General features: G+C 64.0%; 14 protein-coding genes. 5 read left to right on the forward strand and 9 right to left on the reverse strand.

Annotated features, from left to right (window positions below; translation table 11 throughout):
• Nucleotides 1-161: 161 nt before the first annotated feature.
• Together BM287_RS01660 and BM287_RS01665 are read right to left on the reverse strand one after the other, a co-directional pair.
• Nucleotides 162-779: an RES family NAD+ phosphorylase gene (locus BM287_RS01660; protein WP_090034925.1), complete on the reverse strand. Its 618-nt coding sequence runs from the start codon at nucleotides 777-779 to the stop codon at nucleotides 162-164.
• Nucleotides 773-1,381: a hypothetical protein gene (locus BM287_RS01665; RefSeq protein WP_090034922.1), complete on the reverse strand. Its 609-nt coding sequence runs from the start codon at nucleotides 1,379-1,381 to the stop codon at nucleotides 773-775. Before BM287_RS01665 ends, BM287_RS01660 begins: the two co-directional genes overlap by 7 nt.
• 477 nt (nucleotides 1,382-1,858) lie before the next feature.
• Here BM287_RS01665 and BM287_RS01670 point away from each other — a divergent pair, with 477 nt between their 5' ends.
• Nucleotides 1,859-2,206 (forward strand): hypothetical protein, encoded by a 348-nt coding sequence (locus BM287_RS01670; RefSeq protein ID WP_139230588.1) that lies wholly within the window; start codon nucleotides 1,859-1,861, stop codon nucleotides 2,204-2,206.
• Between the two features lie 50 nt (nucleotides 2,207-2,256).
• Here BM287_RS01670 and BM287_RS01675 read toward each other — a convergent pair whose 3' ends face one another.
• The 3 genes from BM287_RS01675 to BM287_RS01685 are packed head-to-tail and all read right to left on the reverse strand — an operon-like array spanning nucleotide 2,257 to nucleotide 5,374.
• Complete coding sequence (locus BM287_RS01675; protein ID WP_090034917.1) at nucleotides 2,257-3,216, reverse strand: carbohydrate ABC transporter permease; 960 nt, start codon at nucleotides 3,214-3,216, stop codon at nucleotides 2,257-2,259.
• Entirely contained in the window at nucleotides 3,213-4,145 is a 933-nt protein-coding gene (locus tag BM287_RS01680; protein ID WP_090034913.1) for a carbohydrate ABC transporter permease, read from the reverse strand. Before BM287_RS01680 ends, BM287_RS01675 begins: the two co-directional genes overlap by 4 nt.
• Nucleotides 4,146-4,150: 5 nt before the next feature.
• Entirely contained in the window at nucleotides 4,151-5,374 is a 1,224-nt protein-coding gene (locus BM287_RS01685; RefSeq protein WP_244527816.1) for an extracellular solute-binding protein, read from the reverse strand.
• A gap of 490 nt (nucleotides 5,375-5,864) precedes the next feature.
• Here BM287_RS01685 and BM287_RS01690 point away from each other — a divergent pair, with 490 nt between their 5' ends.
• Both BM287_RS01690 and BM287_RS01695 read left to right on the forward strand, forming a co-directional pair.
• The gene (locus BM287_RS01690) at nucleotides 5,865-6,857 is read left to right on the forward strand and encodes a LacI family DNA-binding transcriptional regulator (protein ID WP_090034907.1); all 993 of its coding nucleotides are present in this window, start codon (nucleotides 5,865-5,867) and stop codon (nucleotides 6,855-6,857) included.
• Nucleotides 6,858-7,486: 629 nt separating this feature from the next.
• Nucleotides 7,487-8,158: a polymorphic toxin type 44 domain-containing protein gene (locus BM287_RS01695; RefSeq protein ID WP_090034904.1), complete on the forward strand. Its 672-nt coding sequence runs from the start codon at nucleotides 7,487-7,489 to the stop codon at nucleotides 8,156-8,158.
• A 724-nt stretch (nucleotides 8,159-8,882) separates the two neighbouring features.
• On the opposite strand, the gene BM287_RS01700 is transcribed toward BM287_RS01695, so the two are convergent.
• Nucleotides 8,883-9,872 carry a helix-turn-helix transcriptional regulator gene (locus BM287_RS01700; RefSeq protein ID WP_090034901.1) on the reverse strand — a complete coding sequence of 330 codons (990 nt, stop codon included), beginning with the start codon at nucleotides 9,870-9,872 and terminating at the stop codon, nucleotides 8,883-8,885.
• Between the two features lie 91 nt (nucleotides 9,873-9,963).
• On the opposite strand from BM287_RS01700, the gene BM287_RS01705 reads away from it, so the two are divergent.
• Nucleotides 9,964-11,088: an epoxide hydrolase family protein gene (locus tag BM287_RS01705; RefSeq protein WP_090034899.1), complete on the forward strand. Its 1,125-nt coding sequence runs from the start codon at nucleotides 9,964-9,966 to the stop codon at nucleotides 11,086-11,088.
• An 8-nt stretch (nucleotides 11,089-11,096) separates the two neighbouring features.
• A complete protein-coding gene (locus tag BM287_RS01710; RefSeq protein WP_090034896.1) occupies nucleotides 11,097-12,170 on the forward strand; it encodes a winged helix DNA-binding domain-containing protein in 1,074 nt (357 codons plus the stop codon).
• Nucleotides 12,171-12,231: 61 nt separating this feature from the next.
• Here BM287_RS01710 and BM287_RS01715 read toward each other — a convergent pair whose 3' ends face one another.
• From BM287_RS01715 to BM287_RS01725, 3 genes are all read right to left on the reverse strand, one after another.
• Complete coding sequence (locus BM287_RS01715; protein WP_090034893.1) at nucleotides 12,232-13,224, reverse strand: NAD(P)/FAD-dependent oxidoreductase; 993 nt, start codon at nucleotides 13,222-13,224, stop codon at nucleotides 12,232-12,234.
• 82 nt (nucleotides 13,225-13,306) lie between these two features.
• Nucleotides 13,307-13,822: a DUF302 domain-containing protein gene (locus tag BM287_RS01720; protein WP_090034891.1), complete on the reverse strand. Its 516-nt coding sequence runs from the start codon at nucleotides 13,820-13,822 to the stop codon at nucleotides 13,307-13,309.
• 52 nt (nucleotides 13,823-13,874) lie between these two features.
• Entirely contained in the window at nucleotides 13,875-14,780 is a 906-nt protein-coding gene (locus BM287_RS01725; RefSeq protein WP_211772938.1) for an alpha/beta fold hydrolase, read from the reverse strand.
• Between the last annotated feature and the right edge of the window lie 117 nt (nucleotides 14,781-14,897).

Consider the following 14,897-nt stretch of genomic DNA (forward strand, 5'->3'; position numbering starts at 1 on the left):
TGTGACATCTGTAATAGTGACGGCGAGACCGGGTCTTCGCCGCAGGAGGGGATCGGGATGCTTCGGGCGCAGGATCCGGTCCCCTCCCTCCCGGGTTGGTGAACCTCGGCGTCGCCGACCTGGTCTGGGGTGGACTCGAGTAGCGCAGCGCAGGGCTGCCGTCAGCGGACGAGGACTTCTACGCCGAGCACATTGCAGAAGGTGATGAGCTGTGCACGCCCATCGAGTGGGTCGCCAAAGTTCCAGCTATAGGTGGGGTCCCGGTCGAACGCATCGTCGGTCCGGTCCCCGAAGAACACGTAAGCCCGGTCGGAGTTGCACTGTCTGCTCATGTAGACAAGTCCGTCGAAGCCGGCCGTGTGGGCTGCCTCGGCCCACAGAACCGTTCGGTCGTAGTGCGCGGCCGGCGTGGTCGTGACCTGGTCGGCGGCAACACCGAGCCTGCGCAAACCGAGTCCCATGAATGACGCGAGACGCACGTCTCGATTGGTCTTCAGCTGAGACATGCGGCGGTCTTGGTAAGCCGACTGGGTGAGCTGGCCTCCGGTGAGGGGAATGTCGTGGAGGAGGCTCTCGGCAATCGCTGCCCGCTCGGTCTCCGCCGCATACAGCACCGGCACGACAGGATCCCCGAAGAAGGCGAATCGGGTCCCCTTGCCCGCACCAGGATTAAACTCCTGTCCGCCCCGGTTCTTGTTGTGCACACGGAACAGTTCCTGACCCGCTTGCAGCTCGAAGGGTTCTGGATCGAACGGCTGGGGCGGATCAGGAACTACCACTCCACGCCCCAGGCGCGCTGGGCCACTTCGAGCACCTGCTCCGGTTCGGCGTCCAAGTGATCGACTGGTCGAGACTCGTCCTCGAAGTACGTGGTCGGGGAGCACAGCCAGAGAACCGCGTCCTCCAGGTCCCAACCGCTGGCCTGGGCCAGTTCCACAAGACGCTTCACGCTCGGGCGGACGCGACCGAGCGAGCGGTCGAACTGAAACCCTGGGTAGAGGAATTTGTTGAGACGACGGACGTACAGCAGCTCACCGCGACCGCGCATATCGTTGGCCAGCGATCGCATCGCCGTCGGCATCGACGCCGAGCCGAGCAGCTGTGCGACCTGGGAACTCGTGAGTAGTCCGAATTCGTCCTCGATCGACTTCACGGCGTTCTCTGTCGCCTGCGCCGCTCGCGCAGTCGCCGGAGGCAGCCTGTCGAATCGAGCCATCGCGTCAGTCAGTTCGTCCAAAGCGCTCCGCTCACGTGCGAGCTCGACCACGCGGCCGACTTCGTCCGGGGTGAGATCGACGCCGGCTTCCTCCAGGAGCGCTTCGCGGACACGCGCGTAGGTGCGTCCTCGCTCGCGCGACGGGCGCCGTTCGAGTGTCGCCATGGTGTACCTCCGATTCCTACGCTTCAGTGTAACGAAGGATTCGTTGGAATCATAGGCCTGCGCGCTGATTGGGATGAGCCAGGCGTGCTGCGCGTTCCTGCCCAGCCGCCTTGGCGGCGTGGTACCGCGCGACGACGGCCTCAGCGATGCACGCAATCGCCCGATGCGGGTGTAATGCTGCGCGATTCGCGGCCTCTTAACAAATAGGGGAACGGGTCAGTGCTTCCCAGGTGAGGTGAGGGAGGTTCATTCAGAAATGAGCACGCTGTCCGAGATGGGCGCTGAAGCGCCGGGAGGGGACGTGGGCGGATGCGACGCGATCCTGACCGCGGAGCTCTCACCGATTCACGACAACGGGCGCCGATGATCGAGACGGACAGCCCCGCGGGCGCCTCCGATGCGCGAACGCACACAGCGTCGCCTTCGTACCCATGGGAGGGCAGCAGTGGCCGGTTCGCCCCGACACTGCCACGCCACGTGAAGGCGGTCCTTGTCCTTGCGCACACTGCAGAGCTCACGGCAACGGGTCCTGAACGCCGCCGGGCCTTTCAAACGATGCGGATCCTGCTCGGCGGCGCGCTCGATGCCGGTTACAGCCTCGCCGCGATCAGTGAGTGTCTGGGTGTCAGCCCTTCATCGTTGCGCGGTCGCGCCGAGACGGGTCGAGAACTCTCCCTCGACGCCATGCAAGCGCTCGGTCTTGACCCCGGCGCCCTGCAGGAGATGGGTCACCCGAGGATATTCGGCTCTCCGCGGAAACACCACGATGGGCAGCGCTACTACTCCGCCGCTGCCATCCTCCGCGGCTTGGGCATCCTCCCGTGAGCGTTCAGCTTCCGCGCGTGGTCTTCACGGTGTGTCGGCCGTCTGTTTGATCACTTCACCCCGGAGCTGACCACGCTTGCCACGAAGTAGCGCTGCAGCAGGAGGAACAGAATGATCATGGGCACCACGACCAGCACTGCTCCCGCCAGGAGGAGGCTGTAGTTCGTGGAGTCCTGTCCCTTCGAGAACAGCGACAGCGCGATCGGGAGGGTGTAGGTGTTCTCGCTCTGCGATGCGACGAGTGGCCAGAGGAAGTTGTTCCACGATCCGAGGAAGGTCAGGATCGAGAGCGTGGCGATCGGCGCACCGCACAGCGGAAGGACGATGCGCCAGAAGATGCCGAACTCGCTAGCCCCGTCGATTCGGGCTGCCTCGATAAGCGCATCCGGGATGCCCATCATGAACTGGCGCATGAGGAACACTCCGAGCGGTCCGACGAGGAAGGGCAGGAACAGTCCCGCGTAGCTGCCGAGGAGGCCGAGTTTGCTGACGAGCACGAACAGCGGGACGAAGGTCACCGTTCCCGGTGTCATGAGCGTGATCATGACCAGGATGAACAGGACTTTCTTGCCGGGGAAGTCGAGTTTTGCCAGGGCGTATCCGACCATCGAACAGAAGATGACGTTGCCGAGGACGGTGCAGACGGCGACGATCAGGCTGTTGGCGAAGAACTGCTGGATGTCGTTCTTCTGGAACCATTCCATGTAGTTGCCGAGGGTGAAGGCCTTGGGAATGAGGGATGTCGGGTTGGCGAGGATGTCGCCCTGGGTCTTGAGCGAGCCGGACAGCATGATGATGAACGGTGCCAGGAAAGCAATGAGCCCGACCGAGAGGGCTGCATAAGTCACGATTCTGAGCCAGCGCGGGGTTCCGAGCGGGTTCCCGGTGCGGCGCCGCTCCGGCCCTCTTCGCCGCTCCGGCCCTCTTCCCGCTCGAGTGACGTGTCCCTCGCCGACCGTCCTGGTCGCCGTCAGAACTCCGGTCGTGCCGTTGTCCGTCTGCGACGTCATGATTGTCCTCCTGAATCGTTGGAGCGCAGAGCGCGGAACTGCACAAGCGATATCAGCGCGATGATGATGAACAGCACATAGCTGGCGGCCGATGCTGTTCCGTACTTTCCGAAACTGAACTGGTTGAAGATGTAATACGCGGCGGAGGTCGTCGAACCGAGGGGCCCGCCGTTGGTCATCACGAACGGCTCTTCGAAGAACTGCAAGTAGCCCACCGACGTGAGCACGGCGCCGAGCAGCAGCGTCGGACGCATCAGCGGAAGGGTGATGTGGATGAACCGCTGCCAGATTCCCGCCCCATCCAGCGCAGACGCCTCCTTCATCTCCGGCGAGATTCCTTGCAGTCCGGCCAGGAAGATGATCATCAAGGTTCCGGTGTTGCGCCACACGGCCATCAGGATCATGGCGGGCATCGCCCACGTCGTCGAGTTCAGCCAGTTGGGTCCCTGGATGCCGAACCAACTCAGCATCGCGTTCATGAAGCCGTCGTTCTGGAGGATGAACCTCCAGATCACCGCGATGGCGACGATGGAGCAGACCACCGGGAGGTAGAACCCGACCCGGAAGAAAGCGCGGAATCGGTTGATTCCGCTGTTGAGCGCCAGAGCCAGCACGAGAGCCAGGCCGATGGTCAAGGGCAGCCCGACGACCACGAAGTACGCGGTGACGCCGAGCGAACTCAAGAACTGGCCGTCGCTGAACACCGAGACGTATTGGCTCAACCCGACGAAGTCGACAGCCAACGGGTTCTGGACGTTCACCGCCGTGAAATCCGTGAACGACATCGCCAGCGACGACAGGATCGGGATCAGCATGAAAACGCTGAAGAACAGCGCGAACGGGAGAGAGAAGCCCCAAGCGACCAACGCCCGGCGGGCACCGCGAGATGCCCGCCGGGAGGTGGCGGCCGGGCGAAGGCCGATCGTCATCGCTCCTACTTCGCCCCGATGGACTCTGCTTGGGACTGCAGGCTCTTCGCAACCGCGGCAGGACTCTCGCCGCCGCGGACGAGCTGCTCGATCGCCTTATCACCGGCAGCGCTGACCTCGGTCCAGGACGTAAGCGAAGGCGGCGAATCCGTGCTCTTCAACTGCTCGCCGAAGACCTTCAGCAGCGGGTCGTCCTTGAGCGTGGGGTCGTCCCATGCAGCCTTGACGGTCGGCAGATCGCCGACAGCCTGCTGCCACTTGACCTGGACGGCGGGCGTGCTCAGCCAGCGGATGAACTTCCACGCGGCGTCGGGGTTCTTGGAGTTCTTGAACACGGCGAGGTCGCTGCCGCCCAAGAAACTGGTCGAGCTCGTGTCCGCGGGCACCAGACCCACACCGATCTTGTCTTTGTACGAGGCGCCGCCGCCGGCTGCAGCGATGGTGCTGATCTCCTGGCCTCCACCGATGAGGACCGGGATGGACCCGTCGACGAACGCCGCCTCCGAAGAAACCGCCCCGTCCGGGTTCGGGTTCGCGATGCCGTCGGTGAAGAACGACTTGTAATACGTCAACGCCTTCACCATCTCAGGCGAATCGAGGGTCCACTTCGTCTGGGCTGCGTTGGTGAGGTGAGCGCCGGCCGAATACGGGAACACCAGCATGTCCTGCAGCGACTTGACGGTGAGGAACACCCCCCACTTGGCTCCGGCCTTGGTTTGCAGTGCCTTGGCGAACGTCTTGAATTCGGCCCAGGTCTTCGGGAACTCCGTGTACCCGGCCTTCTTCGCCAGATCCTTGCGGTAGAAGAACGCGCGCAGATCTGCGGTCCACGGGACCGCGAGGGTCTTCCCCTTCACCTGCACGACCTTCAACGCCCCGTCGAAGAAGCCCGACGTGCTGACGCCCGTGGGAACAGGAGCAAACGAGTCAGCGAAATTCGGCATCCATGTCGTGCCCATCTGGGCCATGTCAGGAGTCGTCCCGGAGGCGATCGCGGTCTGGTACTTGCTGTAGGCGGCATCCCACGGCAGCGGGGTGACATTGATCTTCAGGCCGGGGTTGAGCTTCTCGAACTCGGCGGCGAACTTCGGCAGCGCCTCCGCTTCAGCGGCCTGCGCCCAGATATTGAGCTCGCCCGTAGCCGGCTTGTCGTCGACTGCCGACGAACCCGCTGCTTGGCCGCTCTGCGTTGTGCCGCAACCGGCGAGAAGGAGGGCGGTCAGCGCCACCCCGCCCAGTATCGAGAGGCGGCGAGTGTTTCTCCACGTGAACATCTTGGTTCTCCAATTACTTCGTTGGGCCTGTCATCCGAAGCCGGTCGACGGTGCGGATCCACGAATCGGTGACGGGACAGGTCGTCGTGTGCGGTTCTGCCAGGGGATCTCGTGCCGGCGCAGCCGGCGGCGGGCGTGAATCGGGGATACGTGCCGACGCCCCGGAACCGACGATTCGACGTGATGAGCGAGGGACTCCACCCGACTGTGCGCACAATGCGGAGGACACCAGTGTCTTCATCAGCGGTCTGTTTCCTGTCTCGTCGGTGAGGAGGGTGCGGCAGGTCGGTGATCTCGATTCGAGATGCACCGGTTCCGGAACCGGTTGCGGTATCGGTTCCGGAAACCATAGCAACGCCTCCGGAGAAGGTCAAACGGTTTAACAACCGGTTACGGAACCGGTTACGGCTATGCTGAGGGCGTTTCCGGAAAGGAGGGGCTTTCGATGGGTGTCACGATTTCTGATGTCGCCTCGCGAGCCGGCGTGAGCAAGACCACGGTTTCTCGGGTGCTGAACGGTAAAGGCGAGCTCGCACAGAGCACCGTCCGGCGGGTTCAGGAGGCGATCTCCGAGTTGGGTTTCGTTCCGAGCGCCGGCGGGGTCGGATTGGCGCGCGGTCGCACCCGGATGGTGGGCCTGTTCGTCCCGTCGCTCTCCGAGAACTGGGTCGCGCGCCTCGCGGAGGGGGCGGTCGACGCGCTGGAGAGCAAGGGGTTCGGTTTGCGCCTCTTCACCTTCCGTCGCGGAGCGGAGTCGCTCCGAGGACTGGGAGTGCATGCCGCCGCGAAATCCATCGACGGGCTGATTGTGATCGACCCGCTCGGAACCGAACCCTTCTTCTCGGAGCTTTATCGGGCCGGATTGCCGGTGGTCATGGTGGATGACCGCGGTCACCTTCCCGAGCTGCCGCACGTGACCTGCACGAACAGTGCCGGGGGTGCAGCTGCGGCCGATCACCTGCTGGCGATCGGACGCATCCACCCTCTCGTCGTGAGGGGGCCGTTGGAGTATGGATGCACCCACGACAGGCTTGCTGGGTTCTCCGATGCCTATTCCGCAGCCGGCCATCCAATCGATCAGCGCTTCATCGTGGATGGAGCACTGAGCTATGAGGGAGGCCAGTCGGCTGTTGCCCGAGCCCTTGCCGAGGGACTGCACTTCGATTCGCTGTTCGCACATAACGACTTGTCCGCGGCCGGTGCTATCAGGGCCCTCCGTGACGCGGGCCTCCAGGTTCCGGAGGACGTCGCGGTTGTCGGTTTCGATGACGTCGAGATGGCATCGCGCACCGACCTGGCACTGACAACAGTGCATCAGCCATTCGCCGAGATGGGAGCCGCCGCTGCCGAACTCCTCCTCGACCATCTTCAGGACCCGCACAACGCCGCACCCTCGCGCACCCTCGCAACCAGCTTCGTCGTCCGCGGATCGGCCTAGCGACCGGGAGATCCATTCATTGCGCATTGAGGGTCTAGTGAGCGTTTCAGCCGTCCTTTGGGCGACCCTTGGTCCTGTCGGGCTGTTCCTCGTTGTGACTGGGATCGCCAATTACATGTCCATCCCATGGAACAATCAGCGGAAGGCTGCCCTTAGAGTCACGCAGGCAGATTCGCTTATCCTCACTGGCCTCTTCGGGTTCGAGTCACACCGCGTTATCCGCGCGCTGGCCGCAGTCCAAGGGCTCAAGCCGAAAATGTCGTTCGGGCGGTTCTCACGCGCTCATTGTCGTTCGGGCTCTCATCCGCGAGGCCTGGTATAGCCAGCGCTGGGACGAACGGCCTTCCCGCAACCCTTTCCCGAAAGGTCGCGCCACCGAACGGAAGCACCGTCGAATCTGGCAGATGGCCCATGACAGGTGCGTTAGCCCGACCCTATGAGATAACAAGTCAGGCTGGGTTCTGCGGCTTCCCACGGGCACCGCCGCATGTTGCGCTCAACGTCTCGTCCCGGCCGTGTAGTGGCCGCAATCACATCGTCTCGCGAGCGTGCGTTCCTGCGGCTGGTAGGTTGACGGACCAGCGGGTACGCACATCTTTGCCGTGCCCGATGTGGTGGCCAGGGGATAGATGTCAGCGGGAAGAATCGTTTCGAGCACTGCCGGTGCCGACGCGGCGGTCAATGAGTTGGTCGGTGTCGACACCTCAGGGTACGCCGACCAGCAGGTGACGTTCGGGTTCGCCGCCGGCATCTCGGGAATGGACGCGGGCCGGGATGTCACGAACGAGATGTTCCAGACCGACAGCCAGTTCTGTGCTGCGGTCTTGGGTCAGGCGAACAAGTTCCGGAGCTCGGAGCATGATCCCTGGGGCCTCTTCGGCGTTCTCATGAACATCGGCGGACCAACCTTCGAGAATCTGGTCGCTGCGCAGGGAGTCGCTGCATTCCTGAAGAAGTTCCCCACCAATGGGGAATGGGATATGAAGGTCTACCTCGCCAAAGACTACGGCTATGAAAGCGGCTTCTTCTACCTGCATGACGACCAGGGACGCGTTGTCCGGTCAGACGTGTTCGGCAACGTGATGTACGGGTCGATGCTGGCCCACTGGGACGTCCACCCCGACACGGCCCTTGGCGGCGCCAATTTGGGTACCCAAGCTGGCATTGACGCGGGGAAGGGCGACGATCCACTGGATGATCGGGCCGTGCAATTCGGCTACGACCTGTATAAGAGGTATCCGAACGGGCTGTCTGAGAAGCAGTTCTACGAGGAAGTCGCGAATGCGCGCCTTACGGACTAGGGCATGGCTGCTTCTCGCGGCGACGTTAGGTGTCCTTTCGCTAACAGGGTGCACTGGCCTCTTTACGGACACAGTCACGTGGAAGGGCGGCACGTTCTACACCAGGGAAACGGGCATTAACCAAGAGGCACGCGGACCCATGTCTCTAACGCTGCGGGCTGACGGAACCGGTTACGCGGTCGGTATCCCGCGTGGGAATCCGAAGGCGCCCGGCAGCTTGTGTACTCAGGTGCTTACTGAGATGACTTATAGCGGGAACGTTTCTTGGCGTAAGGTCACCAACTTCCAGTTCGAAATACAATTCCCGGATTCTCACTATCAACTCTCCGCTCGACCCGAGAAATTCGGCAGCGGAGATTGGGCTGAGGTGCGCATCCATGCCTGCGACGGAAAGCGTGGATTTTGGGCCATGGGTCTCAGCTGTGCGCAGCCAGGTCTCGTCAACAAGGAGATTCCACCCTGTCGTGATTAGCGGCGCTCGGGTCTGCTGCACGGATCGAGCAGATCGCTAACGACTTCGGGGTCCATCCGATGACGTTGCAGAAGTGGTTGCCGAATTTGTCGGAGGCACCAGCTACCCCTATGACGGTTTGGGTCGCTCGGTGGGGGAGACAAGGCGCTCGGCGGAGGTTTGACATCTGGGAAGAAGTTTCCAGACCTCTCTCCGGGTCATACAAGCGCACGTGCCCGCCTCATCGCGAGGCCCGGCCCACGCGCACGCATCTCAGCCGATCTCTCTCCCCTGGTCGTTCGCCGCACTGGCGTCGACCGCGCGTTGATAACGGCCCAGGATCTTGCTGAGTGACTCCACCAGCTCGGGCGAGTCCACGACTTCGAAGTCGGCGTCGATCATGCCGAGGTAGAGCGCAAGCATCTCCGGATAGTCCGAGCCGGGCTCGAAGGCACAGCGATCGCCCGCCAAGGGCTCCACGTCGACCGGGATGGGCAAGCGATCGCGGACATAGGCAGCGGACGCGTGCACGATCACGCGTGCACGGTACTTCCAGTGGACCTGGTCAACCGCACTCGTTACCCGCCGCGCGATCTCGTCGTCTGGAGGCAACTCGCGCCGGGTGAACCGCGCTCCATTCGGTGAGCGCAGGCTCATTCTGTCCACCCTGAACGTGCGCCAATCGTCTCGTTCCAGGTCCCAAGCGAAGAGATACCAGCGTCGTTGGTCATGAACCAACCGATACGGCTCGACCGAACGCCGGGTCGAAGCCCCGGAGTGCGCTGTGTAGTCGAACCGCAACCCTTCCAGGTCCCGGCACGCGGATGCGATCACGGTCAGCACATCGGCGTCCACCTGCGGTCCACGTGCCGACATCGGCACGGCGTACGACTGGAAGGTGCCGATTCTGCGGCGCAGACGCGACGGCAGCATCGGCTGCAGTTTGGCCAGAGCGCTCACCGAAGCCTCGCCGATCCCGGCGATGGATCCGCTCGCGGCCAAGCGCAGTCCCAGAGCGACGGCAACGGCTTCGTCGTCGTCGAGCAGAAGAGGCGGCAGGCTTCCGCCTGCGCCGAGCCGATATCCACCGGCCACACCGGGGCGGGCCTCGATCGGGTAATCGAGTTCGCGCAATCGCCTCACGTCATTGCGGACGGTGCGCGGGGTGACACCGAGTCGGTCGGCCAGCTGGGCGCTGGTCCAGTGACGCCGTGACTGGAACAGCGCAAGCAGCCGCAGCAACCGGCTCGAGGTTTCCCGCATTGGTCGATCTTTATCCACTCTAGGAACGTGTGGTTCCGCATTTGATTCTACATTTGTGGGACTGGAAAACCGCTAACAAGGAGGGACAACAATGAGCGAGGAGATCATCCCGTTCCGCATCGAGATCGATCAGGACTCGGTGGAGAACCTGCACTTGCGGCTCGACGCGGCTCGCTGGCCCACGGAGCTGGCCGGCCAAGGCTGGACTCGCGGCATCCCGCTGACCGAGATGAAAGAACTGGCCGAGTACTGGCGTGAGGGATATGACTGGCGCGCGGCCGAGGAACATCTCAACGAATACCCTCAATTCACAACCGAAATCGATGGTCAGCGCATCCACTTTCTGCACGTCCGATCGGATCAGCCCGATGCCAAGCCGCTTCTGATCACCCACGGCTACCCGAGCTCCGTCGTCGAGTTCCAGCGCCTCATCGATCTGCTCGTGAACCCAGACGACGGGCCGGCATTTCACGTCGTCGCGCCATCGCTGCCCGGCTATGCGTTCTCCTCGCCCCTGAGCTCCGCGGGATGGGCTATGGGGCGCACTGCTCATGCCTGGGTCGAACTGATGCGTCGTCTGGGCTACGAGCGGTACGGCACGCATGGCGGTGACGTGGGAGCGGCGATCTCCGGGATGATCGCAGGTTTCGACGAGGAACACGTCATCGGCGTGCACGTGGTCACCGATCCGTTCACCGCGGCCAACGTCGCCAGCTTCATGCCTGGAATGTCGGACAGGCTCGACAAGGACGATCCCGTCGACAAAGTCCTCCTCGACAGGATGAACGAGTTTCGATCCGAAGGCTCCGGCTACCTCGCGATCCAGAACAGCAGGCCGCAGACGATCGCATACGGGCTGGTCGACTCGCCAGTGATGCAGCTCGCGTGGATCGCGGAGAAGTTCGAGGAGTGGACCGATCTGCCGATCGACCGCGATCAGCTCCTCACCAACGTAAGCCTGTACTGGTTCACGGGATCCGGCGCGGGCGCTGCACACACCCTGTATGAGCAGGCACACGCCAGTGACTGGGGCGCCCCGACCAGCGTTCCGCGTGGCTTCGCGATCTTCGGGGCTGACGCGACCGTGCGTCGAGTGGTGCCGGCGCCGCCGGACGCGCATTGGACCGAGTTCGAGCGGGGCAGGCACTTCCCGGCGATGGAGGCGCCCACCCAGCTTGCCGCAGACCTCAAGCTGTTCTTCGGCTCCCTGACCTGACTGAAACCGTGAGCGAAACGCTGGGTGCGCGTGAACTCAATCGCGCCACACTATCTCGCCAGCACCTCCTCGCCCGAGTCGCCGTCCCCGCGCTCGACGCGATCGAGCACCTGGGCGGCATGCAATCCCAGGCCCCGCTGGCTCCATACGTCGGGCTCTGGACCCGGCTGGAGGCGTTCGACCCGTCGGAGCTGTCCCAGCTGACCGAGAGTCGTCAGGTTGTCCGGTTGAACATGATGCGCAACACGATGCACCTCGTGAGTGCGCGCGACTGCCTCGCTTGGCGCGGCCTGTTCTCGCAACTGCACAGGGCCGACTTCCGTGCGCACTTCTCGAAATCGTTCGAGCAGGTCGACCTGGAAGCTCTTCTCGACGTCGCCGTGCCCTTGCTCGGCGCGGGGCCCGTCACGCGCGCGAAGCTTGGCATGATCCTCGCCGAGCACTGGCCAGGGGTCGATCCGCGTGCGCTCGCCTACGCCGCAACGCATCACCTCGCACTGTGTCAGGTGCCACCGCGCGGCGTGTGGGGGAGCGTCAACGGCACCGCAGAGTGGGTATCCGTCGAGACGTGGTTGGGCCGTCCACTGCGCAGTGAACCAGTGGACGAACTGGTGCAGCGCTACCTCGGCGCCTTCGGCCCGGCAACCGTGGCGGACATCCAGCAATGGTCCGGGTTGACGCGACTGCGCGAAGTGGTCGAGCGCTTGCCGTTGAGGAAGTTCCTCGGCGAGGACGGACAGGACATCTATGACCTGGCTGACGCAGCACGGCCTCCTGGTGACACTCCCGCTCCACCGCGATTCTTGCCGGCCTATGACAACGTGTTGCTGTCCCACAAAGACCGTTCCCGGGTGATCTCGGGCAAACGTCGTGTACCGCTTCCCGCCGGCAACGGCACCAGCGAGGGAACCTTCCTCATCGACGGGATGTGGCACGGAACATGGAAGATCGTCGGCCGCGCGATGCACGTCTTGCCGTTCGCCCCCCTGTCCCTCGCGGATCGGGATGCGCTCACGAGCGAGGCCGAGCGCTTGCTGTCATTTCTGGGACGAGACGATGGATGGGAGCTGATCGTCCAGTGAGTCGGCATCGACGAGGGCGTCAAGCCAAGATCGATCTTCCTCTGGCCCGGGTTCGGCTTGCCTAGACGATCCTGTGGAGGGCCGCGTCGGTGTCCGCGATGGCGAGGGCCTTGTTGATCTCGATGCCGGCCAGGGCGCCGGCGGCAGCGGAGGCGCCGACCTGTGCTGCCGCATCGGCGACGTTGCCGGCGACCCACACACCGGGCACATCGGTGGCGCCGGCCACCCCGGAGGCGAGGCCGCGGCTCGCGTTCGGCAGGTCCTGAACCGGCAGGCCCAGGCCCTCCAGTGCCTGGATGCGGGCCAGCATCCTCGGGGCGACGCCGAGGACGCGGCGCGCCACGACCTGACCGTCGGCCAGGCGCACCCCGGCGAGGGTACCGTCCTTGGCGTTGACGACCTCGGTGACCGGGGTGTCGATGACGCGGATGCCGCGGGCCGCGAAGCGGGCGCGGGTGTCATCGTCGAGGTCCGTGCCGTGGGTGAAGTAGGTCAGGTCCTCGGTCAGCTGACGGAACAGAAGCGCGTGGCCGATCGAGGCCGTGCCGGTGGCGAGGATACCGATGGGCTCATCGCGCACTTCCCAGCCGTGGCAGTACGGGCAGTGCACGACGCTGTGCCCCCAGTGCTCGGCGAGCCCGGGCACGTCCGGCAGCACATCCGTGACGCCGGTGGCCACCAGGATCCGGCGGGCGGTGATGCTGCGGCCGTCGGCCAGGGTGACGGCGAACCGCAGGTCCCCGTCCCCCGAGGGGGCTGCGGGCTCGGCCGAGACCACCTCGCCGAACGCAACGTGTCCGCCGTACTGGCGCACCTGTTCCCGACCCCGTCGAAGGATCTCGGTCGGCGGGGTGCCGTCCAGCGCGAGGAGACCGTGCACCGCCTCCGCGGGCGCGTTGCGCGGGGAGCCGCTGTCGATCACGACGACCGAGCGGCGGGAGCGGGCGAGGATCAGCGCACCGTTCAGCCCTGCGGCCCCTCCGCCGATCACCACCGCGTCGATGGTCCCCTCGGCCAGTTCGTCGCTCGCATACGGACGAGTCGTTTCAGCCATGGTGCCCTGCCTTTCGTTATCAGTCATAGTTCGGTCAGCCTTTCGAGTTCTGAGCGGTTGCAGCGGGCCGGATCGCGATGGGTCAGGCTGTGATCAGTTCCGGTGGTACCGGCAGTGTCATCAGACGAAGGAGTTCAGCGACTTTGGTGTCGAGTTGTGCTCCGACCTCGGCGATGTGGGAATCGCCGAAGCTGGCGAATTTGCTCGAGGGCTGGTCGATGCTGAGCTGTACGTGGCCGGAGGCAGTCTCGTAGATCGCTGTGCGCAGCGGGGCGTACAGGATGATGCCGGGGTCGTGCCGGAACATGGTTTCCGCGATGACGTTGTTTCCCATCATGTAGGTGACGGCGCGGTTTTGATGTCCCGATAGCCGCATCACCGGCGTTGGGTCCATTGTCCAGAAGATGGCGAACGAGTGGGGTGTGTGGTCGGCGGTGTAGGCCTGCAATCGTGCGAGATCGCCGGTTGCGACCACTTCGGTGAGTTCGGCGAAGTCGATGGCGGGAACCAGTGATTCGTAGCGCCGGCGGACGTCGTCGAAGGAGTCCTCGGTGTCGATGACAAAGCGGTTGACAAGATGGGCGACGGTTTGAGTCATGGTGCTTCCTTTATTTCTTGACGGGGATGGGCGCGGTGTCGGTCGATCAGGGTCAGGCGGCGTCGAGCAGGATGCGTGCCATCTCGTCGGGGCGCTCCAGGGCAGAAAAGTGGCCGGTGCGGGGCACGGTGATGCGCTGGACGTCCGGGAGCACGTTGGCCACCCGGTCTCGTTCCGCGGGCCGGGACCAGTCGTTTTCGCTGTAGACGAGGGTGACGGGTACCGACACGCGCGGGTAGCGCTCGCGGGCCTGGTCGAACCCCTTGAGGCTGCGGAAAATCCCTCGTGACACCTTGTCGTAGTCCGTGCGGTGCCCGCTCCTCAGCAGTTCGGTGATGAAGTCCTCGGGCAGCCGGGTCTTGTCGACGTAGCCGCCCTGCAGAATTGCCCGAAAGATGGGGCGTGGCTCGAGGTGGGCGAAGACGCGGCCCAACACGGGCATCCGTACGCTGGAGATCATGAGGCGGGAGATCCAGTTTCCGCGTTCGCCTCCTTGGGGGTAGTCATAGCTGTTGAAGGCGACGACTCGGCTGGCTCGATCCTTCAGGTCGATCGATGCCGACAGGGCCAGGGCACCCCCGAGGGATTCCCCCGAGAGCGTGACGTTGTGAAGGTCCAGTCCGCGGACGAATTCGACGACCGCCGCGCGCAGCTGCGGTTCCTCGTACTGCGCGTCAGGGACGATGTCGGACCATCCCATCCCGGGCAAGTCCAGCGCGTAGACCGTGTAGTGGTCCCACAACTTCGGAATCACCCGCTGGAAGTAGTCGAGCTGGCCGCGGACGGTGTGCATCAGTACGAGGGCGGGGCCGGTGCCCACTGTGTAGTAGCGCAGCCGCGAGCCATCGGCCCGGGTGAAGAACTGCACCTCGCCGCGGCCGTTGGTCCAGGCGTTCGTGTAGGACGCGTCGGGAGAGTCGTTGCGTTGCATTGTTGTCCTTAAGTGCGAGGCGATCACGGGACTCGCCCTCGGGCGGCTTTCCGGGGGGACCCCAGGAAGGTTGTGTACTGAACAGTCAGGAACCTAACGGGTTCTGTACTAATTTGTCAAATACGCCAGATCCGCTCTACCTTT

Source organism: Leifsonia sp. CL147, from assembly GCF_900114565.1.
GTDB lineage: Bacteria > Actinomycetota > Actinomycetes > Actinomycetales > Microbacteriaceae > Leifsonia.

Excerpts from the sequence above, each read along its gene's own strand:
- BM287_RS01665 (WP_090034922.1), bottom strand. The coding sequence starts at position 1,381 with ATGGCGACACTCGAACGGCGCCCGTCGCGCGAGCGAGGACGCACCTAC.
- BM287_RS01675 (WP_090034917.1), bottom strand. The coding sequence starts at position 3,216 with ATGACGTCGCAGACGGACAACGGCACGACCGGAGTTCTGACGGCGACC.
- BM287_RS01680 (WP_090034913.1), bottom strand. The coding sequence starts at position 4,145 with ATGACGATCGGCCTTCGCCCGGCCGCCACCTCCCGGCGGGCATCTCGC.
- BM287_RS01690 (WP_090034907.1), top strand. The coding sequence starts at position 5,865 with ATGGGTGTCACGATTTCTGATGTCGCCTCGCGAGCCGGCGTGAGCAAG.
- BM287_RS01695 (WP_090034904.1), top strand. The coding sequence starts at position 7,487 with ATGTCAGCGGGAAGAATCGTTTCGAGCACTGCCGGTGCCGACGCGGCG.
- BM287_RS01700 (WP_090034901.1), bottom strand. The coding sequence starts at position 9,872 with ATGCGGGAAACCTCGAGCCGGTTGCTGCGGCTGCTTGCGCTGTTCCAG.
- BM287_RS01705 (WP_090034899.1), top strand. The coding sequence starts at position 9,964 with ATGAGCGAGGAGATCATCCCGTTCCGCATCGAGATCGATCAGGACTCG.
- BM287_RS01715 (WP_090034893.1), bottom strand. The coding sequence starts at position 13,224 with ATGGCTGAAACGACTCGTCCGTATGCGAGCGACGAACTGGCCGAGGGG.
- BM287_RS01720 (WP_090034891.1), bottom strand. The coding sequence starts at position 13,822 with ATGACTCAAACCGTCGCCCATCTTGTCAACCGCTTTGTCATCGACACC.